The sequence below is a fragment of the Paraburkholderia sp. SECH4 genome, from assembly GCF_030511745.1.
Taxonomy (GTDB): Bacteria; Pseudomonadota; Gammaproteobacteria; order Burkholderiales; family Burkholderiaceae; genus Paraburkholderia; species Paraburkholderia madseniana.
The window spans coordinates 467,922-489,858 of record NZ_JALOCP010000002.1 but is presented as its reverse complement, the minus strand read 5'-3'; the positions used below and the strand labels follow the sequence as shown (position 1 = coordinate 489,858).

At 60.9% G+C, this 21,937-nt stretch carries 18 protein-coding genes and 1 pseudogene; 13 read left to right on the top strand and 6 right to left on the bottom strand.

What is annotated here, in order from left to right:
* The first annotated feature begins 81 nt into the window (after nucleotides 1-81).
* Nucleotides 82-1,251 carry a bifunctional diaminohydroxyphosphoribosylaminopyrimidine deaminase/5-amino-6-(5-phosphoribosylamino)uracil reductase RibD gene (gene ribD, locus M0D67_RS05140; protein ID WP_154559920.1) on the top strand — a complete coding sequence of 390 codons (1,170 nt, stop codon included), beginning with the start codon at nucleotides 82-84 and terminating at the stop codon, nucleotides 1,249-1,251.
* Between the two features lie 15 nt (nucleotides 1,252-1,266).
* Complete coding sequence (locus M0D67_RS05135; protein WP_154559919.1) at nucleotides 1,267-1,902, top strand: riboflavin synthase; 636 nt, start codon at nucleotides 1,267-1,269, stop codon at nucleotides 1,900-1,902.
* A 175-nt stretch (nucleotides 1,903-2,077) separates the two neighbouring features.
* On the opposite strand, the gene M0D67_RS05130 is transcribed toward M0D67_RS05135, so the two are convergent.
* From M0D67_RS05130 to M0D67_RS05120, 3 genes and pseudogenes are all read right to left on the bottom strand, one after another.
* Complete coding sequence (locus M0D67_RS05130) at nucleotides 2,078-4,003, bottom strand: YncE family protein (RefSeq protein ID WP_171927798.1); 1,926 nt, start codon at nucleotides 4,001-4,003, stop codon at nucleotides 2,078-2,080.
* A 721-nt stretch (nucleotides 4,004-4,724) separates the two neighbouring features.
* Nucleotides 4,725-5,609 (bottom strand): LysR family transcriptional regulator, encoded by an 885-nt coding sequence (locus M0D67_RS05125; RefSeq protein ID WP_171927799.1) that lies wholly within the window; start codon nucleotides 5,607-5,609, stop codon nucleotides 4,725-4,727.
* 153 nt (nucleotides 5,610-5,762) lie between these two features.
* Nucleotides 5,763-5,925 (bottom strand): annotated as a pseudogene (locus M0D67_RS05120) (ISL3 family transposase); the annotation flags it as partial.
* A 318-nt stretch (nucleotides 5,926-6,243) separates the two neighbouring features.
* On the opposite strand from M0D67_RS05120, the gene M0D67_RS05115 reads away from it, so the two are divergent.
* The 4 genes from M0D67_RS05115 to M0D67_RS05100 all read left to right on the top strand — a co-directional run bounded on the left by M0D67_RS05115 (nucleotide 6,244) and on the right by M0D67_RS05100 (nucleotide 9,731).
* A complete protein-coding gene (locus M0D67_RS05115) occupies nucleotides 6,244-7,941 on the top strand; it encodes a methyl-accepting chemotaxis protein (RefSeq protein WP_154566945.1) in 1,698 nt (565 codons plus the stop codon).
* Between the two features lie 732 nt (nucleotides 7,942-8,673).
* Nucleotides 8,674-8,943 (top strand): hypothetical protein, encoded by a 270-nt coding sequence (locus tag M0D67_RS05110; protein WP_154566946.1) that lies wholly within the window; start codon nucleotides 8,674-8,676, stop codon nucleotides 8,941-8,943.
* Between the two features lie 317 nt (nucleotides 8,944-9,260).
* Nucleotides 9,261-9,470 (top strand): hypothetical protein, encoded by a 210-nt coding sequence (locus M0D67_RS05105; protein WP_154566951.1) that lies wholly within the window; start codon nucleotides 9,261-9,263, stop codon nucleotides 9,468-9,470.
* A 51-nt stretch (nucleotides 9,471-9,521) separates the two neighbouring features.
* Nucleotides 9,522-9,731: a hypothetical protein gene (locus tag M0D67_RS05100; RefSeq protein ID WP_233465180.1), complete on the top strand. Its 210-nt coding sequence runs from the start codon at nucleotides 9,522-9,524 to the stop codon at nucleotides 9,729-9,731.
* Between the two features lie 97 nt (nucleotides 9,732-9,828).
* Here the strand turns inward: M0D67_RS05100 and M0D67_RS05095 are convergent, their stop codons facing one another.
* Both M0D67_RS05095 and M0D67_RS05090 read right to left on the bottom strand, forming a co-directional pair.
* Nucleotides 9,829-10,332, bottom strand: a complete 504-nt coding sequence (locus M0D67_RS05095; protein WP_154566947.1) for a hypothetical protein — start codon at nucleotides 10,330-10,332, stop codon at nucleotides 9,829-9,831.
* A gap of 250 nt (nucleotides 10,333-10,582) precedes the next feature.
* Nucleotides 10,583-11,299 (bottom strand): DUF2968 domain-containing protein, encoded by a 717-nt coding sequence (locus M0D67_RS05090; RefSeq protein WP_154566948.1) that lies wholly within the window; start codon nucleotides 11,297-11,299, stop codon nucleotides 10,583-10,585.
* A 510-nt stretch (nucleotides 11,300-11,809) separates the two neighbouring features.
* Here M0D67_RS05090 and M0D67_RS05085 point away from each other — a divergent pair.
* The 3 genes from M0D67_RS05085 to M0D67_RS05075 are packed head-to-tail and all read left to right on the top strand — an operon-like array spanning nucleotide 11,810 to nucleotide 16,105.
* A complete protein-coding gene (locus tag M0D67_RS05085) occupies nucleotides 11,810-13,675 on the top strand; it encodes a TonB-dependent siderophore receptor (RefSeq protein WP_233468792.1) in 1,866 nt (621 codons plus the stop codon).
* 1 nt (nucleotide 13,676) lies between these two features.
* Nucleotides 13,677-14,207 (top strand): YfiR family protein, encoded by a 531-nt coding sequence (locus tag M0D67_RS05080; RefSeq protein ID WP_154560914.1) that lies wholly within the window; start codon nucleotides 13,677-13,679, stop codon nucleotides 14,205-14,207.
* The gene (locus M0D67_RS05075; RefSeq protein ID WP_154560912.1) at nucleotides 14,204-16,105 is read left to right on the top strand and encodes an EAL domain-containing protein; all 1,902 of its coding nucleotides are present in this window, start codon (nucleotides 14,204-14,206) and stop codon (nucleotides 16,103-16,105) included. Before M0D67_RS05080 ends, M0D67_RS05075 begins: the two co-directional genes overlap by 4 nt.
* Before the next feature lie 138 nt (nucleotides 16,106-16,243).
* Here the strand turns inward: M0D67_RS05075 and ilvD are convergent, their stop codons facing one another.
* Complete coding sequence (gene ilvD / locus M0D67_RS05070) at nucleotides 16,244-18,106, bottom strand: dihydroxy-acid dehydratase (protein WP_154560910.1); 1,863 nt, start codon at nucleotides 18,104-18,106, stop codon at nucleotides 16,244-16,246.
* Nucleotides 18,107-18,309: 203 nt separating this feature from the next.
* On the opposite strand from ilvD, the gene ribBA reads away from it, so the two are divergent.
* The 4 genes from ribBA (at nucleotide 18,310) to M0D67_RS05050 (ending at nucleotide 21,772) form a co-directional block, all read left to right on the top strand.
* Nucleotides 18,310-19,446: a bifunctional 3,4-dihydroxy-2-butanone-4-phosphate synthase/GTP cyclohydrolase II gene (gene ribBA, locus M0D67_RS05065; RefSeq protein ID WP_154560908.1), complete on the top strand. Its 1,137-nt coding sequence runs from the start codon at nucleotides 18,310-18,312 to the stop codon at nucleotides 19,444-19,446.
* Nucleotides 19,447-19,496: 50 nt separating this feature from the next.
* The gene (gene ribH, locus M0D67_RS05060) at nucleotides 19,497-20,003 is read left to right on the top strand and encodes a 6,7-dimethyl-8-ribityllumazine synthase (RefSeq protein ID WP_054037335.1); all 507 of its coding nucleotides are present in this window, start codon (nucleotides 19,497-19,499) and stop codon (nucleotides 20,001-20,003) included.
* Complete coding sequence (gene nusB / locus M0D67_RS05055; RefSeq protein ID WP_054037337.1) at nucleotides 20,000-20,434, top strand: transcription antitermination factor NusB; 435 nt, start codon at nucleotides 20,000-20,002, stop codon at nucleotides 20,432-20,434. The genes ribH and nusB overlap by 4 nt, the downstream gene beginning before the upstream one ends.
* A gap of 141 nt (nucleotides 20,435-20,575) precedes the next feature.
* Nucleotides 20,576-21,772 (top strand): pyridoxal phosphate-dependent aminotransferase, encoded by a 1,197-nt coding sequence (locus tag M0D67_RS05050; RefSeq protein ID WP_171926132.1) that lies wholly within the window; start codon nucleotides 20,576-20,578, stop codon nucleotides 21,770-21,772.
* Nucleotides 21,773-21,937: the final 165 nt, after the last annotated feature.

Below are 21,937 nucleotides of genomic sequence, written 5' to 3'. Positions count from 1 at the left end.
TGGCGAGACACAGAACGAGACGCAGAAACCGCCGAAACCCAGGCCCAACACTACCTAGCCACCGCACCCGATCGGACACCGATGTTTTCGCAAACCGACTTCGTCCATATGGAACGCGCGCTCGCACTAGCCAAGCGCGGCATGTACACGACCGACCCGAATCCGCGCGTCGGTTGCGTGCTCGTCAAGAACGGCGAGGTGATCGGCGAAGGCTTCACGCAACCGGCCGGCCAGGATCACGCGGAAGTGCGCGCGTTGAAGGACGCGCGTTCGCGCGGCCATGATCTGCGCGGCGCCACGGCCTACGTGACGCTCGAACCGTGCAGCCATTTCGGCCGCACGCCGCCGTGCGCGAACGCGCTGATCGAAGCGCAGGTCGAGCGCGTGGTCGCGGCGATGGAAGACCCGAATCCGCAGGTCTCCGGGCGTGGTCTCAAGATGCTGCGCGACGCCGGCATTGAAGTGCGTTGCGGGCTGCTCGCCAACGAAGCGCACGAACTCAACATCGGTTTCGTGTCGCGCATGACGCGCGGCCGCCCATGGGTGCGCATGAAAGTGGCCGCCTCGCTGGATGGCCGCACCGGTTTGCCCTCGGGCGTCAGTCAATGGATTACCGGCGAAGCGGCGCGCGCCGACGGTCACGCGTGGCGCGCCCGCGCGTCGGCGATTCTGACGGGCATCGGCACCGTCCGGGAAGACGACCCGCGCATGACCGTGCGTGCCGTCGACACGCCGCGCCAGCCGCAACGCGTGCTGATCGACAGCCAGCTCGACGTGCCGCCTGACGCGCAGATTCTGGCCGGCGCACCCACGCTGATTTTCTGCGGCAATCTCGACGAACGTCACACTGAACGAGCCGCCGCACTGCGCGATCGCGGCGCGGAGATCGTGCAACTGGCGAACGCGTCCGGCAAGGTCGATTTGCCCGCCATGCTGAAAATACTCGGCGAGCGTAACGTCAACGAACTGCACGTCGAGGCGGGCTACAAGCTGAACGGTTCGCTGCTGCGCGAAGGCTGCGTCGACGAACTGCTGGTCTATCTTGCGCCCAGCCTGCTTGGCGTAGACTCGATGAGCATGTTCAATCTGAACGCGCCGGAGACGCTCGACGGCCGCACGCAACTGAACTTCCACGCAGTCGACCGGATCGGCGACGATCTGCGGATTCTTGCGCGCTTTGTGCCCCGCGCCGTGCCGAATCCTGCACCCGAAGCCGGGACCGAGCCCGCACCCCAACCAACTTCGAATTGATCAAGGACTAGCACGATGTTTACAGGAATCGTCGCGGCGGTGGGCCGCATCGAATCAGTCAAACCCCTCGGCACGGATGGTGACGCGGGCGTGCGCCTGAACGTCGAAGCCGGCGGCCTCGAACTCGAAGACGTCCAGCTCGGCGACAGCATCACGATCCAGGGCGCCTGCATGACGGTCGTGGCAAAGACCGCGCATTCGTTCGAAGTCGACGTGTCGCGCGAAAGCCTGAACTGCACGGCGGGCCTGGGCGAGACCGGCGAGGTCAATCTCGAGAAGGCGCTGCGCGCGCATGACCGGCTCGGCGGTCATATCGTCTCAGGCCACGTGGACGGCCTCGGCACGGTCACGTATTTTGCGCCGGTCGGCGAATCGCACGAACTGCGCGTGCTGGCGCCGCGCGAGATCGGCCGCTATCTGGCTTATAAAGGCTCGATCACCGTCAACGGCGTGAGCCTGACCGTCAACTCGATTAAAGATCGCGACGATGGCTGTGAGTTTTCGATCAATCTGATTCCGCACACGGTGCAGGTGACGTCGCTGAAGAATTTGCGCGAGGGTTCGCCGGTCAATCTGGAGATCGATCTGATTGCGCGGTATGTGGAGCGGATGCTCAGCACGTCTCAGGACGGCCATAACCCATTGAAGTAACTCGATTTTTCGCAAAACAACTGTCTACCGTCGTCTCGTCAAATCCAGCCAGATCTACAGCATTGTGACGGTACATCGGTCAACGATCCATTGGCGGCGTGTGGTTGTCTGCGCGCTGCGATTTGCCAGATTGCTGGTCTGAGGCCGGTGGAGTAGGCGCGACGGGCACGGGTGATCACGGAGTCCAACGATAAACAACGATGCTGGTGCCGTTGTAGTTGTCCTTCGTGACCACGTACTCCCCGCTCGATCGAAGGTACGATCTAAGACCGTACATCGAATCCATGTCATTGCCGACGTACACATTGCTGGGGTTGCTGTTGATGAACGTATTGTCCAAACTGCCCGTCGTCAGGTTGAAGGCATCGATGTTGGGCACGGTGTGGACGTAGCCAACGAACAGGTAGTTGCCAGCAGCAGTGACGGACTTCGGATTCGCGCTGGTGAGCGTGATAACCGGGTTCGGGTTGGTTGTGTTGCCGGCGAGCCACCCGTGGTAGACCTCTACGCGGGTTCCGATGCCGGTCCAGTCAGTGCTGCCCGTGATCCGCTGCCCGAGAATCATCGTGTCGCTTTCGGGCAGGTAGATGATGCGGCTCAGGTCACCGATCGATGCAGGAACCGGCACGGTTACGGGCGCTCCCCATGACGGCTTGCCGTTCGCATCGAACCCGGTCAGCGGCCAGTGCCAGATCCGGTTCGTCTTGTCGAGCCCGGCCCACACGTCGCCCCTGCTGTCGAGGCAGAAGCCGTTGCGAACTAGCGCAGTGGCATTGAATAGCGTGCCCGGCAATACCCCATCCGGGACGGCAGTGTAGCCCTGGGCAGGGTCAAAGTGAAAGAAGTAGAAGCCGTCGGGGTTCTGGTCAGTGGCGACCAGCACCCTGTTCGTTCCTGCGCTCGCAATCATGCCGAAGTGCAGGCCGCGACCCCGGTAAGTCACGTCGAGGCGGCGGTCGGACGGATACGTGAACGGGTCAACGGTGTTGGCGACAAACTTCCAGTCCGCACTACCTGTGCCTGAATAGATGTTCACGCCGGAATAGAACAGGGTTGCGTCAGTCGCCGGATCGGGGGCGGCTATCGCCTCGAAATTCAGTGCACGCAGGTTGTAGAGGAGCTTGCCTGTCGGGCTGTATGCGTAGAGGTCTGTGCCTCCTGTGCGGCCATGGTCCCATGAGCCTCCCCACGGCTGGGAAAGGATGTAGAGGTTGCCGGCCGAGTCTTTGCCGATGCCGTCGATGCGCGCGAAGCGCAGGCTCCCCACCTGCCCTTTTGTACCAGTCGTTGTATCCAGATAGCCACCCGTCACCCCGAACGTGCTTTTCAGTGTCCACGTGCGCGTGTCGTAGATCTTCGCATTCTGGTCCGGTCCTGCGTCGCCGATCCAAAGATACTGCGTGGTTGGGTCGAAGTAGAGCGCATGCGGGACTTCGCCGGTGGGCAGGGTGAGCGTATGCAGGATCGTGCCGGTCTGGCTGACCTGAAGGACGGTGCCCTCTGCCTCCTGGGCGACGAGGATGTTGCCATTGCCGTCGAACGCTAGTGCACCGGGGTCAGTCACGGCAATGTCACGCAGCCAGGTGCCATTGATGTCGTAAAGTCGCATGCGCGCGCACGGGTTGTCGCTCGCCATCCAGAAGTGGGACCAGGTGGCGATACCGGTGATCACATCGGCGCGCCGCTCGGTGGTGTCGCACGAGACCTGGATGCTCTGGTCAAACGCTCCCGTCACCCGGTCGTATCTGATCACGAGGCCGCTCGAGTAGACCCCGTTCACGCGTCCCCACTGGCGCGGTGCCCAGAGCTTGGTGGCATTGCCGGTGATGGCACTGCCTTGTGGTTCACCATGCGCGCCAAGGCTGCCGGCGTTCAAACCACTCTTGTAGATCGCAATGCCGCCCTCGTTCTCGTCCCACATGGAAGCGGTGTAAATGGTGCCTTCTGGCGCAACCCACATCGAACGCGCGGCGTTACCTACGTGAGTGGCGTTAGTCCCAAACGTATTCGCTATCCAGTCAGTCGTGTACTGGCCCTGACATTCTGACGCGATCGTAGCGCTCAGCATTGCCGCAAGGAATGCGGCACAGATTCGTTTCATGACGTACCCCCAATTTGCAACACGTGCAACGGCCGCCATCAGGAAACCGGATGGCTGCAATGAGGTGGCTGGCAAGTAAGGATGCGGTCCGGCGCAATCAAATCGGCGGGCCGTACAGGCCGGCACGTTCCGCGCCGGTTTTGTCAGTCGAGGGACGTGCTTCTGAAAAATAGTGCTCTGGGCGCGAAGCCCGAAGACCAAACCGAGCAGAAGTGTGCGATTGCGTACGTTGGCATTTTCATGGCACCGTCACATTGGCCGGCTGCCGCACCTGGCCATGCGGGTCAACGAACGACCGATCCATCTTTGGAGGCCGCCGTTGAGATCGGCTGGACTCACGGGCCGAAGTGGGTCGACGGCGGGCGGAGTGATAGTGGGTGCAGGCATAGCTCGGATGTAAAGTTGCTTTGGCGCACGAGTTTATCGGTGCGTTGCTTCATTGGTCGGCTCGATCTTCCGCTCGACCTTGACCTGCCTGTCGGCACAAGTTATCGGCAGGCAGCTCTGGCGCCAATATCACACATCCACCCCATGCGCTGCGACTGCTGCAATCACGTTTTGTGAGTTCGCGAGCCGGGGACAACTGTCGACACCTTATGGTTTAAGCAAAGGGGAAATTGCTGCGCCCATGGGTAGGTAGGTACCCCGCAGAGTTTGAATTCTCTATCTCCTGAACACTTACCTAAACAACCCATCGCCTTTGCGACGATGGTTGCTGCTATCAGAAGATCTGCGGCTCCCGATAGCGAGCAACAACGAAGTCGACAAAACTTCGCACGCGCTGCGTTATGTAACGACGCCCCGAATAGAGCATCCACATAGTGCGCTCGTCGCCTTCGAGATCGAAACAGTCAAGCAGCAGCTTGAGCGCGCCCGCACGCAGTTGCGACTCGATCAGCGGCCGCGGCAGGCGCGCAACGCCGAGACCCGCCAATGCTGCCCGTTTTACCGCCATCAGATTGGGCGAAGTGAAGATCGGATGCACGGCGACTCGACGGGGACCGTGAGCATCGCGGAATTCCCAGTGGCGAGTCGCTACGTTCGACGCGAGCAGAACGTTATGGTCGGGAAGGTTCTGCGGGACCTCTGGCGGACCGCGCCGCGCAAGGTACGTTGGCGACGCAACGATCACGTCGCGACACTGCGTGAGCGGGCGGCAGATCAGCGACGAATCTCGCAGCCGGCGTTCGGCACTGAACCACACGTCATGATCGTTGCCGTCAAGATCCTGCGTGCTTGCGAAGACCGTCATTTCGAATCTCACGCCCGGTTCTGCAGCGTGATATGCGGTCAGTAAATCGCTGAGGTAGGTGGCAGCAAAGAACTCCGAAGCCGCTATCTTCAGCGAGCCGACCGACTCCTGCGTCGCGGACGAGACGCTCGCATCCAACATGTTGAGTTGCGTTATCAGTTCCGTGCATCCTTGCAAGTAGGCTTGACCCGCCTCGGTAAGCGATATACGCCGCTTCGTCCGGTTGAGCAGGCGTGTGTTGAGGTGCGCCTCTAGCGTCGCAATGCCTCGTGTGACAACGGCACTGGATACGCCGAGTTGCTTCGCCGCAGCCGCAAAGCTCAGCGATTCGGCGACTTTTGCAAACATACGCATGGCGTCAAGCTGGTTCACGGCGACTACGCATAAGATAGGGGCTCACTTCACTAACTTACCTCCGACAAGCTGACGCAAAGCGAACCGTGCGATTACAGTTTTGATAACTCCGATGTAAAACTGACCCACTCTTCCTCCTGGCGTGAAGGAAAAGTGATTCAGCACACGCGCGCGAAGCAGTTGAAAGCCGGCACGTCCAGAAATCTGGCGCTTCAGAACTTTTCCGGCGATTGACGTGGCCTTCGACCATCCCATTGACGTAGGGCGTCTGCAGTGCAGCGCGAATGGCATCGTAGTCGTGGCCGATCCCTTCCGCGGATCTTCGCATCACGGGTACACCGCTCGCCAGCCTCTTTTTTGTCAATCCTTGATTGCGCCTTTTCGAATAAAGTCCGCTCGGCTTGAACCGATAAACATGCACCTAGATTCGTTTTCGGCTCAATGCCGGCATCCTGAGCCGACGTATGCATGAAGTTTACCTCGCATGCATAGCCGCCTTGGCGGCACAAGATCTCAGTTTCACGTCAAAGAATAAATGGCTAGTACTGGCTGCTTGCCGCAGCAGCGTCCAAGCCTCTATACGGGCGGCAATTTTGCCTGCTCGTGACATGTTCAACGCAAGGGTTGCATAGATATGAAACTGTCTTTTGTCCAGAAGCTTTGGCTGCCACTCATCCTGAGTTTGCTGTGTCTCGCTGGAATATCGATCTATAACGCTTACCAGACGAGAGAAATGCGGCTGGAGGAGCGGAAGGCCGACCTGATACACGCGTCGGAGATCGCCCTGAGTGTTGTCACGACCTCTGGCAAAGACGCGGCCGCTGGCGCCATGCCCGTGGCGGAAGCCCAGAAGCGGGCCATGGACCGCATCCGGAACATGCGGTACGGCGAGGACGGCTATTTCATGATCGTCAATTCGCAGCCGAGGGTCCTGATGCACCCGACGCGAGCGGAGATGAATGACAAGGACGTCGGCGACTACAAGGATCCGAACGGCGTTCACCAATACAGAGATATGGTCGCTGTCATCAAGCGCGACGGCAAGGGCTTTACCGCATATAGCGCTCCGAAGCCGGGAGCCACCGAGGCCTCTCCGAAAATTGCCTACAACGTGACCTACCAGCCGTGGGACTGGATTCTCACGACGGGTCTATATGTCGACGACATCGATGCGGCATTCCGCTCGTCGATGTATCAGAGCCTCGGGATTCTGGTGGTCCTTGCCGGGGCCTTGTCGGCTGTGGTGGTACTGCTCAACCGCGGCATCCTACGCTCACTGGGGGGCGAGCCGTCCTACGCCGCCGAAATTGCCGACCAGATCGCCAGGAGCGATCTGACTGCCGTGGTGAAGACGGCACCGGATGACCGCTCGAGCCTGCTGTTTTCGATGAAGCGCATGCAGGAGCAACTTACGCAAACGATCGGCACGATCAAGATTTCGGCCGACTCGATTGCCACCGCTACTCACCAGATTGCGGCGGGCAACCAGGACCTGTCGCAACGCACCGAAGAGCAGGCCGCCTCGCTCGAGGAAACGGCGTCCAGCATGGAGCAACTGACCTCGACCGTCACCCAGAATGCCGACAATGCCGGTCAGGCCAACCAGCTTGCTGCGCAGGCCGCCCAGGTGGCGGAACAGGGCGGCGCCGTGGTGTCGCGGGTGGTGGAAACCATGGAGGGCATCAACACCAGCTCGGACAAGATTGCCGACATTGTCGGCATCATCGAGGGTATCGCCTTCCAGACCAATATCCTTGCGCTGAATGCTGCTGTCGAAGCAGCGCGGGCGGGTGAGCAGGGACGGGGCTTTGCGGTGGTGGCCTCCGAAGTGCGGTCGCTGGCGCAGCGCTCCTCGGCGGCAGCCAAGGAAATCAAGGAGCTGATCCACGATTCCGTCGAACGGGTGCGGACAGGCGCCAGCCATGTACAGGAAGCCGGAACGAAGATGCACGAGATCACCCGCGAGATCAGGCGCGTGACCGACATCATGGGTGAAATCACCGCTGCATCACAGGAACAGAGCAAGGGCATTGGCCAGGTCAACCAGGCCGTCACGCAGATGGACGAAGTCACACAGCAGAACGCGGCCCTAGTCGAACAGGCGGCCGCCGCCGCCGGTGCGCTCGAGTCGCAGGCGAGCGATCTGAAAGCCGCTGTTTCGATGTTCAGGCTGGACGTTTCGCACGACCCCGGCAGGGGGGCTGGCGCGCAGATGCACACGGCGGCTCCGGCGCGCGCCAGAGCGCCGGCCAAGCCAGCCGTGAAGCGGTCCGCTCCGCAGCCCGTTCTGGTGGCGCAAACCGCCAAGGCTGACGAATGGAACAGTTTTTAGGCAGCCCCTATCACGGCTGACTGGCCGGCAAAGCAAACTGCATCCTTCGGTGCCGGCACCGAAGGATCGCACGCCCCTTTGTCCAACGTTGAAGCCAGAGACGACTCCAGTCATTAGCGCAAGGAACACCATGTTGCGACGGATACCCGAAGATGCGCCCTTCGCAGTGCACGCAACATGCTCGCTCGGCGAACTGGTCGATGTACCGGCTCGCAACCCACAGTGGCCGTGCTCGCTATCAACGAATTCTCCAATGGAAAGACCCTTCCGAGTCCGTAGATTCGCACGAGCGCTCGCCCACACGCTGGCGAAAAAAAGCCGACAGGTCGTGTCGGCTGAAGGATTCTGGCTGTTCCGAAGGCCATGCCAGAACCTGTGCAGCGCAGATTATTGCACTGTCTGGCTCCCATGCGGATGGCATGCTGACACAGGGTTTACCCCGGTCAAAATATAAGAATGGATGCCGTAATACACGTTGACTTCATTCAAACCCTTGCGGCGGGTCGAACATGGAACGGCAAACGTTTGCCCAAAAACTGTGGCTGCCATTGCTCCCAAACCTCGTCTGTTTGACCGCCATCAGGGGATTCGACGTATGGCTGTTGCACCAGGCGCATCGAACGAACAGAGCGTCGATACCCGGGCGCGATCACGCGTTTCAAAGCGGCCAAGACACACACTTCAAGATGCTTCGGGCTGACACCCTTATCTGCCCGCTGAGGAAAGTTCAACATGTTCGACGCCGAAATTGCCGCGACGCTCCTGAACCGATGGGACCGTAAACGCGCAAACCCAGGAGATCAGTCATCGCTGGACCTCTTGCAGGAAGGCAAGCTGCATTTCAGGCATGAAAGCGGCGATGTCCACGCACATGGTACTGACGCAGACCGGCGTCTTCGCGTTGAATGCCTGACGTTCACCGACGGCTCCCGCGCCTTGCGCGTCACCGGCGCAGATGGACAAAGCGGCTGGACGCGTTGGACTGCTGCTGAGCCGTTGTGAAAGCGCGAAATGAGCACACGTACTCACCACCCGGTATCGATGGAGAAAGCCGATGTCGACATGGCCTAATCGCACTCTGGGTTGGCTCTTCGTCCTCACCTACGTCCTGATGGTGATATGGCTGAATTACCTGTAGCGGATGTTGTGTCACATGTAGCGTGTGTCGCGTCCCGGCGGATGCCTGAGCGCCGTCGACGGTCGATCAGGATGATGGAAACAGCCACTGATCTCTTACGAATGAGGTGTCTGCTGCGACCCACGACAGCCCGTGTGACATTCCGGATTTCAGAAGATTGCGGAAGGAGATAAACGTGAACATGGTGAAGACCGAGATTGGACAACTGGAGAAGGCACTGAATGCCCTGGTTTGTCGCCCACGACTTATCCGTCGCGACTACTGGATATCGCAGATCGAGTGCCTGCTGGCACGCCCAGGACTGTCGGTGCAGGACCGGCAACGACTCCGCGCGCTGCTCAACCTGCTCGGCACGCCCGTCGCGGGCTGTAGTGTCTCACTACAGCAGTGACCGGCGTCGTCATGTACGGCGAACGCGTCTATTGAGCTTTCGGAAATCATCATGTTTAACGAGTCGAAATACGTATCGCTAATGTACGAACAGGGCCTGGACCAGTGGACGCGTGCCTGGTACGGCGAAGCCATTGAAGCGGGATTTATCCGCCCGCACTATCATCCCGACCCCGCGACCATGCGGCGTCTTCGCGGCTATTTCGGCGCGGGCCTGTCGCCCTTCGAAGCCGCCCAGGCGTGCTTTGGCCGCAAGCACTAACGTAAGCCGACTATTGCCCCCCATCCGGTAGCCACATCTGCACGAAAGGCAGAAAGCGACCTGAACAGTCCAGCGAATTTCTCATCCACAACACTTGTCACGCCCGCATGAGCGCCACCTCGAACGGCATCTCACAAACACCACTACCCAGTCCAGACTTACACCGGCTGGCTAACATCTCACATCCCGCCCGTTCCTCAAGAGGTTGCACGGCTTCGTCGACAACGGATTTCGCGGCCACACCCCTGGCGGACCTGTCGAGGACATGCCGATGACGCGCACGCAGCCGGGCTGCAGCGAAGGCTGCGTTGTGTTGCCACCAGAAGTCATCACGGCGCTCAAAAACCTCTACATTGTTTCGAGCGCGCTCGCGCAGCGCGGCACTCACGCTCAGGAAATCCGGGATTCCCAATGGCGGGCAATGTTTCAACGGGCTCACGAGGCGAAGACGGCGCTCGACCAGCACGGGGGGAGAACTGAAACGCATGCGATTGTGCTGCTTCGACAGATGACAAAGGCATGCCAGGGTCTCGTTGATCGGCACGCGGCCCGACAGGAGATTCCCTTCGCCGTGTGGCGCGAAGTGGGCAGGCTTGGGCACGATGCTTACGAGTGGGTCAACCTGAACGTACCCCGCCGCCGAGGCACCGACGCATGAATCCCGCACCGTTCAGGTCAGCGTACCGTGCCGGACTTAAAGCGGACCGGGTCACGTGAGGTGCAGAAGATCAGCATCGCGATGACGATGACCTCGGCCATCGTTCTGAAATGACGAGTGTCGATCGGTGAACGAATACGACCCTGCGCGGCAAACCGGACGGGGTCGTGTTCCTGCAGGGGTCGGCGCTCACTCAGTGCGAATTCGGCAAGCCGCTGTCCAACTGGCGCTGCAGTTCTCGCACTTCGCGCTGCTGGGCGCGTAGCTGGTCTTGTGCGGCCGCTTTCTGCTGCGCGAGCACGGTCGCCTCGGCGCGCGTCTGCTGCTGCTGACTGTTGACGATGCTCTGCTGCTGATGCGCCACATCGAGGTCGGCCTGCAGGCGGTTCGCCCGGTCTTGCGACAGCGCGATCATCCGCTCGGTGAACACCTTTTGCGCCTCGAGCCGCGTGCGGCGAATCTCGACATCCGATAGCTGCAACGTCTGGCGCACAAAATCCTTGTAGATCATGTCAGCACGCGTTGCGTCCTGCGTCTTGATGACACGCCAGAAATTCTTCTGCTGGAACAGCGCGACGTAGTACGTCATCTCCTTGCCGTAAAACAGCAGGCTCGCGCCATAGCCGCCGTTGTAGGTCGTGCGCAACTCGCTCAGGTCCGAACCACGGATCATCTGTTGCAGCTCGGCGACGTTGCCGGCGGCGGATTGCTTCGCCTCGTCGGCTGTCAACACACCGGCCTGCCCCTGCTGTTCCTGCGTCGTGGCCGGCAGTGCCGTCGCCGTGCCTGGTTGGGCAATGACGGCAGCGCGCGCGCCACTGTCCGGCAAAGTCTGCGCATCCACACCCTGCGCGGCCCCCACCGCGACGAGTGCGGTCATGGCGAGCTTCTGGGCAAAAGACAGTTTCATATGTTTGCCAACCTCTCATATCGATAGCAACGAGCAGGCAAAATCGCCAACCCCATCTGGTAAAGCGAACACCTGGTTACCTGTTAACGGCGATTGCTCGGGAACGTTGAGGTGACAAACGGGAGATTGACGGGAAAAACAGAAGTGTGTCGGGTTCGACTGGCGAGCGTTCGGGGAGCGTCAATCTCCCACAGTACTTCGCTATCACAACCCAGTTCGCGCCCGCCGTCGACGTCCTGGATGAACGCCTCCTCAAGAATGCGGCCCTCGGGCCGATAAGAACAAGGGAAGAGTCTCCTTTCGCAAGAGTGTTGAGTAAAAAGTTCCAATATGTATTGTTTGCGTGACCGTTCGTGCGTTGTCCTGCGTGTTCTGCACCTTGCGATGCTAGCCAGTGCCTGTGTGGCAGGATGGCCAGCCGACGCACGGCCTGCAACCGAACCCGTTCAGGATGGCAACCCTACGCAGCGTGCAGATGCGGATTTAGCAGCACTCCCGCTCGAAGACCTGATGCAGGTAACGGTCAGCACGGCCAGCCGGCTCGATCAGCCCATCTCCGATGCGCCTGCTGCTGTCGTCGTCTTGACGGCAAAGGACATCCGGGATTTTGGCTGGAGAACGCTCGCCGATGCCTTGGCCTCGCTGCCAGGGCTCTATGTCAGCTATGACCGCGACTACGCCTATCTCGGGGCACGCGGCTTCCAGCGCCCAGGCGACTACAACAGCCGGTTCCTGCTTCTGGTTGACGGCGTGCGGATAAACGACGCCGTGTACGACCAGGCCCCGATCGGTACGGATTTCCCGGTCGACATGGACATGGTCGAGCGTATTGAATACGTGCCAGGCCCGGGGTCAGCGGTATATGGTTCAAACGCGCTGTTTGGCATCGTCAACGTGATTACCAAAACTGGGAAGACCCTTCAGGGGCCTCAGGTGGCGGTTGCCGCAGGCAGCTTCGGCGAGAAACGGGCGCGGGCAAGCTATGGCTGGCATGGCAGTAACGACGCAGACGTTGTGCTTTCGGCGAGCTCCTACGTCCGGAGCGGACAGGACCTCTACTACCCGGAATTCGACACAGCAGATCAGAATCATGGTGTCGCGCAAGGTTTGGACTACGACCGGGCCCAGGACTTCCTTGCAAAGTTTGCGTACGGGGATTTCGGGTTGAGCATGGCCTACGGGAACCGGACGAAGGGCGTGCCGAACGCCCCGTACGGAGCGATTTTCGACACGCCTTATAGCACCACCGATACCCACAGCTTTATCAACGGCTCGTTCCACCACGCTGTGAACGATGGGTTACAGGTTGCGGCCGAAGTCTATTGGGGGCGTTACGACTACCGTAGCCCGAGCCTTTACGCACCCGGGCCGGTGGAGAACGTCGACGGTGATCACGCGATTTGGTACGGTGGCGACGTGCACGCGACCCTTACATCGATTCCGAAGAACAAAATGGTCTTTGGGGTGGACTACACACGCGACGCTCAGCGTGACCAGTACAACTACAACGTAGACCCGTATTCGCTACTTCTGAACGACCAGCGCAGCAGCAATCGGGAGGGCGTCTATGCCGAAGATGAATTGCAGTTACCGGCGAATTTTTCGCTGAATGCGGGGCTTCGCTATGACCAGGAAACCGTCTCGGGCCGGAATGTCAGCCCGCGACTGGCTCTTGAGTACAAGGCGTCCCCGAGAGACACGTTCAAGCTTGTCTATGGGCAAGCCTACCGGGCGCCCAACGCCTACGAGCTTTACTACGCGGTTCCGGGCGCCGGCGGACAGATGGCGAATCCCTCGCTAAAGGCTGAGCACATCACAACCAATGAATTCATATACGAACGACAGATCGGAAAATCCGGCCGCGCAACCCTTTCGTTGTTCCACTATGACATTCGCGACCTGATTTCAGAGACGACCGCGCCATCCGGGCTCTACATCTTCGAAAACGTGAATCGCGCGAACGCGAACGGCGCAGAACTGACCTATGAACAAAGATTCGCTGGTGATGCGAGGATACGCGCCAGTTACTCATGGCAGATCGCTCGCGACAGCAACTCCGGGGCAGTCCTGCAGAACTCACCCAGAAACCTGGCGAAGCTGAACCTCGTGCTGCCCGTCTTCGAAAACATTGCGCGGATTGGCACGGAGATTCAGTGCGTATCGAGTCGACTCGCGGAACAGGGGCATGCGGCTGGCTATTGCCTGGGAAATGTGACCGTCGGAAGCTCGCGTCTGATCACCCATGCAGACGTCTCTTTCTCTGTCTACAACGTCGCCAACGCGCGATATGCGGACCCCGCCGGCCCAGGCTTCACGCAGGACGTCATAGCGCAGCAAAGCCGGGAATTCCTGGTCAAGCTGGTGTACGGGTTCTGAAATGTCGTTCGCCCGCACCTTTTTCTATGCAAGCGCATGCACCTTCGTTATCTGGGCGCTTATAGCGGGATCGGTTCACGCGCAGGTGGATGAGTCGGCATTGAAGGCAGCTTATATATTCAACTTTACCCAGTTCACCACGTGGCCCGTAGGAAGTCTGTCTGACACCACTCTCTTTGTCTGTGCGAACAGGGACAGCGATCTTGGCACCGCGCTCTCGAAACTCGACGGGCGATCTGTTGGCGGCCATGCGTGGTCCGTAATTCCCATGCCGTCCAGGAGCGGCCAGGACAGATGCAATGTCATCGTGCTCGAAGGCGAGGAGCAAATGTCTCATGCGGTGAAAGACGTTGTCTCGTCGGATCAGCCGATTTTGGTCATCAGCAACTTTGACACCGGCGACCACACTGCGGTCATCCGTCTGTTCACTGAGGAAAATCATCTCCGTTTCGACATAGAGAATCAGCAGGCGCTGCGCCGACATCTGTCGCTCAGTTCCAAGCTGCTCCGCCTTGCAAGGAATGTCTTATGACGTCTCATGAGGAACAGACACCAAGTCTGACGCGCGCCCTGGGGCGCGTGAATATCGTTGGTATCGCAATCGCCCTGCTGATTTCCAGCGCAGGGCTGCTGGCCTACCAGGCGCTGTCGTTACGCGCCGCTCTCCTGGCGGACGCACGTTTGCAGGCAGCTATGGTCTCAGCAAATATCACCGCGTCGCTGATGTTTCACGACGATCAGACAACCCGCGAGATACTTCGACCACTTAGCAACGTGCCGTATGTGGAGAGCGTCGCGGTGTTTAACGCGCAAGGCAGTGTCCACGCGCGGTACGCCAGAGCGGGAATCTCGGCACCCGAGGCGAACGAAGCGACGCTCGCAAGCAATTTCGCGCCGGAACACTTTTCCCTGAAAGATATTTTTGTCGCCTATCCGGTCATCCAGGGCGGGGAAGTCCTTGGTACCGTCGTGCTTGTCGCGAGCACTGAAGGCATGGTTCGAGAGCTTTGGCAATATGCCGGCTTTCTCCTGGCAGCTTGCATCTGCGCGCTCTGCGTATCGTCCATCGTCACGTCGCGCATGAAAGCGCGCGTCGTAAAGGCAGAGAGGGAACTCGAATACCTCGCGCGTACAGACCCTCTCACGGACTTGCCAAACCGCCGGGCATTCTACGACGAACTGGCGGCCCGCCTGCTACCGTGGGGCGGTGGCTGGACGCACGTGACGCTGGTGTTGGTTGACCTCGATAACTTCAAGACTGTTAACGACACCCTGGGGCATGGCGCGGGAGACGAACTGCTGCGTTCCGTCGCTTCCGCTCTACGCGACGCCGTGCGCCCGACAGACGTTGTCAGCCGCATTGGAGGTGACGAATTTGCAGTGCTTGCTGTCGACGACGCCGACCGCGCCGGTAGCCGTAGCACGGCCGAGTGCATAACCAACGTCCTGGCTCGGCCGTTCGAGCTGCATGGCGGCAGCGTTCCGGTGACGGCAAGTGTCGGATTCAGCCGGTTCCCCGACGATGCGACCGACGTTGCATCACTCGTCAGCAGCGCAGACCTTGCTTTGTACGCTGCAAAAAGCGGGGGGAAGAACGTCGCTGTCGAGTTCAGGCCGCAGATGACGAAGGAGGCTCAGCGACGCGCCTGGCTTGAGCGCGAACTGCGGGGAGCGATTGAATGCGAGGCGCTTGAGTTGGCCTACCAACCTCAATTCAATTGCCAGACAGGACAACTTGTTGGCGTAGAGGCGCTTGCGCGATGGACCCATTCATCGGAAGGCAGCATTTCGCCGGCAGAATTTATCCCGATCGCGGAGAACAGTGATCTCATCGTTACACTGGGGAGATGGGTTATGCGGCGCGCCTGTCACGATGCCGCACAATGGAATGCCAACGCGAGCAATGCCGCAAGTGTCTCGGTGAACGTATCTGCAAGGCAACTTCGACAGCCTGGATTTCAGCACGATGTTCTTGAGGCGCTAAAAGATAGTGGTCTACCCCCCGGCATGCTGGAACTTGAGCTTACCGAAAGCCTGCTCATGGCCAACATGTCAGTCGCGGTGAACGTGATGAGGCAACTGCGCGCCCATGGTATCCGCCTGTCCATCGACGATTTTGGGACCGGTTATTCTTCCCTGTCCTATCTGCAGTCATTTCCGCTCAACCAGATCAAGATAGACCGCGGCTTCGTCAAGGCACTGCCACACGCAGGACAGCCGATCGTTACCGCCATTATCTCGATGGCACACAGCTTTGGCCTCACGGTCGTCGCCGAAGGAGTTGAATACCCTGCGCAGCTCGCCTGGTTGTCAGAGGCGGGATGTGACGTTGTTCAGGGCTTTCTGACTGGCCGTCCGATGTCGTTCGCGGGAATAGCGGAGGCCATGCGCGAAAGTGATGGGGCCGCCGTCGTTTCCGAAAGCGGCTGACACTTCTCCTGACTAAGCGGGGTGATCCGGGCGCGCTCCCGGCAAGAGACTATTGCGTCCTCAATACGACTCACCGAACGTCGCCCGGCCTCGCGCTCCCTGCATCAGCCAGCCGGTCAGTTAAGCTTCAACTACGCCTCACTTGCGCTTCAATTGCGAGAGGTCCCGCACGGCGCCACGGTCCGCAGAGGTCGCCAACGCCGCATAGGCTTGCAACGCCTGCGACACCACGCGTTCACGATCCACCGGCATCCACGCCTTGTCACCACGAGCCTCCATAGCCTCGCGGCGGCGCGCCAATTCCTCGCCTGACACCACCAGGTGCATCTTGCGCCTGGGAATGTCGATCTCGATCACATCGCCATCTTCCACCAGACCGATCGTGCCGCCTTCGGCTGCTTCCGGCGACGCATGCCCGATCACGAGCCCTGACGAACCGCCGGAGAAACGGCCGTCGGTGAAGAGCGCACAGGTCTTGCCCAGGCCTTTGGACTTCAGATACGACGTGGGGTACAGCATTTCCTGCATGCCAGGACCGCCCTTGGGGCCTTCGTAACGGATCACGACCACGTCACCCGCCACCACCTTGTCGCCCAGAATGGCGTCGACGGCGTCGTCCTGACTCTCGAAGACGCGCGCGCGTCCGGAGAAAATCCATTGCGATTCGTCGACACCTGCAGTCTTGACGATGCAGCCCTTCTCCGCGAGGTTGCCGTAGAGGACAGCGAGGCCGCCGTCTTTCGAATACGCGTCCTGCTTGCTGCGGATACAGCCGGTCTTGCGGTCGGTATCCAGCGACGCGAACGTGGCTTCCTGGCTGAACGCGACAGTGGTCGGAATGCCGCCCGGGGCCGCACGGAAGAACTTCTGCGCTTCTTCACCCGCGCCACCGGCGACGTCCCATTTGGCGATGGCATTGCCCAGCGTGCCGCTATGCACGTTGCCGCACGACAGGTCCAGCAGATCCGCACGGGCCAGTTCACCGAGAATGCCGAGGATGCCGCCGGCACGGTGCACGTCTTCGATATGGTATTTATCGGTGGCGGGCGCCGCTTTGCACAGGCACGGCACTTTGCGCGAGATACGGTCGATGTCGGACATCGTGAAATCGACGCCGGCTTCCTGCGCCGCCGCCAGCAGGTGCAGCACAGTATTGGTCGAACCGCCCATGGCCACGTCGAGCGCCATGGCGTTCTCGAATGCCTGCTTGCTGGCGATGCTGCGCGGCAGGACCGACACGTCTTCTTCCTGATAGTAGCGGCGGCACAGGTCCACCACGAGGCGCCCGGCCTGTTCGAACAGGCCCTTGCGCCATGCATGCGTGGCGACGATCGTGCCGTTGCCCGGCAACGCCAGACCGATCGCCTCGGTCAGGCAATTCATCGAGTTCGCGGTGAACATGCCCGAGCAGGAACCGCACGTCGGGCAGGCGCTGCGCTCGACTTCGGCCACTTCAGCGTCGCTGATCTTGGGGTCGGCCGCCTTGATCATCGCGTCGATCAGATCGATCTTGGCGATCACCTGGCCGTCCGTCGGCGATTTGACCTTGCCCGCTTCCATCGGACCGCCGGACACGAATACGACCGGAATGTTCAGGCGCATGGCGGCCATCAGCATGCCCGGGGTGATCTTGTCGCAATTGGAGATACAGACCATGGCGTCGGCGCAGTGCGCGTTGACCATGTATTCCACCGAGTCGGCGATCAGTTCGCGCGAGGGCAGCGAATACAGCATGCCGCCGTGGCCCATGGCAATGCCGTCGTCCACCGCGATGGTGTTGAATTCCTTGGCCACACCGCCAGCCGCTTCGATTTCCTTCGCGACCAGCGCGCCGAGGTCGCGAAGATGCACATGACCCGGCACGAACTGGGTGAACGAGTTCACCACCGCGATGATCGGCTTGCCGAAATCGTCGTCTTTCATTCCGGTGGCGCGCCACAGGGCGCGGGCGCCGGCCATGTTGCGGCCATGAGTCGATGTGCGTGAGCGATAGTGCGGCATGATCTTTCTCGAACGGGTTTAGCGGGGAGGTTGTTTTCTGGAGGCGGCCTTCGCGGGCGCGACGAATTATAGCAACGCCGCCCTGTCAAACCGCCGCCAGACAGCCCTAAGTGCCTCGCCAAACGGCCTATGCCATTCGGCCCAGGCGACGTGGGGGCGCGCGTGGCGTAAAATACGCGCTTTCTTCGAAAAATTCCGCCAACATGACGCTCGCCTCCACTCAAGAGATCATTGCCGAACTGAAAGCAGGCCGGATGGTGATCCTCGTCGACGAAGAAGATCGCGAAAACGAGGGCGACCTCGTGATCGCCGCCGAATTCGTCACGCCGGAAGCGATCAACTTCATGGCCCGCTACGGCCGCGGCCTGATTTGTCTGACGCTCACGCAGGAACGCTGCAAACTGCTGAACCTGCCGCTCATGACCTATCGCAACGGCACGCAGTACGGCACGGCGTTCACCGTCAGCATCGAAGCAGCCGAAGGCGTGACCACAGGCATCTCGGCGGCCGACCGCGCCCGCACGATCGCCGTGGCGGTCGCACCGGACACCAAGGCCGAGCACATCGTGCAGCCGGGACACGTGTTCCCGATCATGGCGCAGCCCGGCGGCGTGCTGGTGCGCGCCGGCCATACCGAGGCCGGCTGCGACTTCACCGCGCTGGCAGGCCTCACGCCGGCCGCGGTGATCTGCGAAGTCATCAAGGACGACGGCACGATGGCGCGCCTGCCGGACCTGATGGAATTCGCCAAAGAGCACGATCTGAAGATCGGCACGATCGCGGATCTGATTCACTACCGCAGCCGCACGGAATCGATCGTCGAGCGCATTTGCGAACGCACCATGCAAACCGCGCACGGCGCGTTTCGCGCGGTGATGTATCTCGACCAGCCGAGCGGCCAGCCGCATATCGCGCTGGTGCGCGGCACGCCGAACCCGGAACACGACACCCCGGTGCGCGTGCACGAGCCGCTGTCCATGCTGGATCTGCTCGAAGTCGGCAAATCGACTCACTCATGGACGCTGGATGCGGCGATGAAAGAGATCGCCCAGCGCGACCTCGGTGTGATCGTGCTCCTGAACTGCGGCGATTCGAAGGAACATCTGGTCGACGTTTTCAAGGCGTTCGACTCGAAGGAAAAAGCCGAGGCGCTCAAACGCCGGCCGGTCGACTTCAAGACATATGGCATCGGTGCGCAGATCCTGCGTGAGCTGGGTGTCGGCAAGATGCAGGTGCTGTCGAACCCGCGCAAGCTGGGCAGCATGTCGGGCTACGGCCTCGAAGTCACCGGCTTCGTACCCATGCCGGGCAGCACCGCACAGGCTCCGCAACAAGGCTGATCCGACCATTCACGCGCTTTAGCGCCAACTCAAAACACTACGGAATTCACATGGAAATCGGACAATACCAACCGAATCTCGACGGCGACGGACTGCGTATCGGCATCGTCCAGGCGCGTTTTAACGAACCCGTCTGCAACGGTCTCGCGGATTCGTGCATCGAAGAACTCGAACGCCTCGGCGTGACCGGCGAAGACGTGCTGCTGGTCACCGTGCCGGGCGCGCTGGAAATCCCGCTGGCGCTGCAAAAGCTTGCCGAAAGCGCGCAATTCGACGCACTGATCGCGCTGGGCGCGGTGATTCGCGGCGAGACGTACCACTTCGAACTGGTGTCGAACGAAAGCGGCGCGGGCATCACCCGCATCGGCCTCGACTTCGGCATCCCGGTCGCGAACGCTGTGCTGACCACCGAAAACGACGAACAAGCCGTCGCGCGCATGACCGAGAAGGGTCGTGACGCAGCGCGCGTGGCCGTCGAAATGGCGAACCTCTCGGTCGCGCTCGAACAGCTCGGCGGTGACGACGAGGAAGAAGACGAAGAAGAGGAAGAGGCATGAAGAGCGCACGCCGACGCTCCCGCGAACTAGCCACGCAGGGGCTTTACCAGTGGCTGCTGTCGGGTTCGCCCGGCGGTGAAATCGACGCGCAGTTGCGCGGCGCACAGGGCTTCGACAAGGCCGACCACGAACATCTGGACGCCATCCTGCACGGCGTGATCCGCGATTCGGAAGCGCTCTCCGCCGACATCGCACCGTGCCTCGACCGCCCGATCGACCAGCTTTCGCCGGTCGAACGCGCCGTGCTGCTGGTCGCTGCGTTCGAGTTGAAGAATCACGTCGATATCCCCTATCGCGTGGTCATCAATGAAGCCGTCGAACTCGCCAAGACGTTTGGCGGCGCGGACGGCTATAAGTACGTGAACGGCGTGCTGGACAAGCTGTCGGCGCAATTGCGCGCTGCCGAAACGCAGGCAGCCCGCAAGCATTGAGCGTGAGGCGCGTGACCTTGTCATGCGCCTGCTACCATGCCGCAGCCCCATACCGCTGGGCGCTTGCAAGGACGCCGCAGCGCACATGAACCCATGTGCCATGCGTCGTCCCGCTTTTGCTTCTGAACTGGATTTGATCGTATGAACTCCGTGACCGAACCCTTGGTGCGGCTTGCTGCCCGCGTCGACGCCATCCAGCCTTTCTATGTGATGGAACTGGCCAAGGAAGCCGCGCTGCTCGAGCGCGAAGGGCGCGACATCATCCACATGGGAATCGGCGAACCCGATTTCACCGCGCCCGAGCCGGTCATCGAAGCGGCCGCGAGCGCCCTGCGCCGCGGCGTCACGCAATACACGAACGCACTTGGCCTGCACGCGCTGCGCGAAGCGATCTCGGCGCATTACGCTGAGTTCTACGGCGTCAGCGTCGATCCTGCGCGGATCGTCGTCACCGCCGGCGCGTCTGCCGCGCTGCTGCTCGCTTGCGCGGCGCTAGTCGATCGCGACGATGAAATACTGATGCCCGACCCGTGCTACCCGTGCAACCGCCACTTCGTGATCGCAGCGGAAGGCAAACCGGTGATGGTGCCGAGCGGGCCGGCCGAACGCTTCCAGCTAACCGCCGCCGACGTCGAGCGCCTGTGGAACGAGCACACCCGCGGCGTGCTGCTGGCGTCGCCGTCTAATCCGACGGGCACGTCGATCGAGCCCGCTGAGCTCGAACGCATTGTCAAGACCGTGCGGGCGCGTGGCGGCTTTACGATCGTCGACGAGATCTACCAGGGCCTGAGCTACGACGCGAAGCCCGTCTCGGCGCTCTCGTTCGGTGACGACGTCATCACCGTCAACAGCTTCTCGAAGTACTTCAACATGACCGGCTGGCGTTTGGGCTGGCTGGTAGTGCCGCCTGGCATGGTCGGCGCGTTCGAAAAGCTCGCGCAAAACCTGTTCATCTGCGCGTCGGCGCTCGCGCAGCATGCGGCGCTGGCCTGCTTCGAACCGGAAACGATCGCCATCTACGAAGCGCGTCGCCTCGAATTCAAGCGCCGCCGCGACTTCATTGTGCCGGCGCTCGAATCGCTGGGTTTCTCGGTGCCGGTAATGCCTGACGGCGCCTTCTACGTGTACGCCGATTGCCGAACGGTCGCGCATCCGGCGGCCGGAGACAGCGCGGCGCTCACCAAAGCGATGCTGCATGACGCGGGCGTGGTGTTGGTGCCGGGCATGGACTTCGGCACGCACGCGCCGAAAGACTACATCCGGCTATCGTATGCAACCGCCCTGCCGAAGTTGGAAGAAGCGGTCGAGCGGCTGGCGAAGCTTTTCGGACGGCACTGACTGGATAGAGGCGCCACAGAGCCGCTCTGCGGCTTTGAGTGCCTGAAGGGCTGCTCGGCGAGGCCGGGTTGCACAATGCCTGTGACACACGCCTCACGGCCGCGCACGTCACTACAGACGAAAACCACAAAAGAAAAAGGACACTCTCTCGGGTGTCCTTTTTTG

Bases quoted from the DNA above. Each gene is read 5' to 3' on its own strand.
- M0D67_RS05090 (WP_154566948.1), bottom strand. From the start codon at position 11,299: ATGAAACTGTCTTTTGCCCAGAAGCTCGCCATGACCGCACTCGTCGCG.
- ribBA (WP_154560908.1), top strand. From the start codon at position 18,310: ATGACGCTCGCCTCCACTCAAGAGATCATTGCCGAACTGAAAGCAGGC.
- M0D67_RS05100 (WP_233465180.1), top strand. From the start codon at position 9,522: ATGTTTAACGAGTCGAAATACGTATCGCTAATGTACGAACAGGGCCTG.
- nusB (WP_054037337.1), top strand. From the start codon at position 20,000: ATGAAGAGCGCACGCCGACGCTCCCGCGAACTAGCCACGCAGGGGCTT.
- M0D67_RS05050 (WP_171926132.1), top strand. From the start codon at position 20,576: ATGAACTCCGTGACCGAACCCTTGGTGCGGCTTGCTGCCCGCGTCGAC.
- M0D67_RS05075 (WP_154560912.1), top strand. From the start codon at position 14,204: ATGACGTCTCATGAGGAACAGACACCAAGTCTGACGCGCGCCCTGGGG.
- M0D67_RS05085 (WP_233468792.1), top strand. From the start codon at position 11,810: ATGCAGGTAACGGTCAGCACGGCCAGCCGGCTCGATCAGCCCATCTCC.
- M0D67_RS05105 (WP_154566951.1), top strand. From the start codon at position 9,261: ATGGTGAAGACCGAGATTGGACAACTGGAGAAGGCACTGAATGCCCTG.
- M0D67_RS05110 (WP_154566946.1), top strand. From the start codon at position 8,674: ATGTTCGACGCCGAAATTGCCGCGACGCTCCTGAACCGATGGGACCGT.
- M0D67_RS05080 (WP_154560914.1), top strand. From the start codon at position 13,677: ATGTCGTTCGCCCGCACCTTTTTCTATGCAAGCGCATGCACCTTCGTT.
- ribH (WP_054037335.1), top strand. From the start codon at position 19,497: ATGGAAATCGGACAATACCAACCGAATCTCGACGGCGACGGACTGCGT.
- M0D67_RS05135 (WP_154559919.1), top strand. From the start codon at position 1,267: ATGTTTACAGGAATCGTCGCGGCGGTGGGCCGCATCGAATCAGTCAAA.
- ilvD (WP_154560910.1), bottom strand. From the start codon at position 18,106: ATGCCGCACTATCGCTCACGCACATCGACTCATGGCCGCAACATGGCC.
- M0D67_RS05130 (WP_171927798.1), bottom strand. From the start codon at position 4,003: ATGAAACGAATCTGTGCCGCATTCCTTGCGGCAATGCTGAGCGCTACG.
- ribD (WP_154559920.1), top strand. From the start codon at position 82: ATGTTTTCGCAAACCGACTTCGTCCATATGGAACGCGCGCTCGCACTA.
- M0D67_RS05115 (WP_154566945.1), top strand. From the start codon at position 6,244: ATGAAACTGTCTTTTGTCCAGAAGCTTTGGCTGCCACTCATCCTGAGT.
- M0D67_RS05125 (WP_171927799.1), bottom strand. From the start codon at position 5,609: ATGCGTATGTTTGCAAAAGTCGCCGAATCGCTGAGCTTTGCGGCTGCG.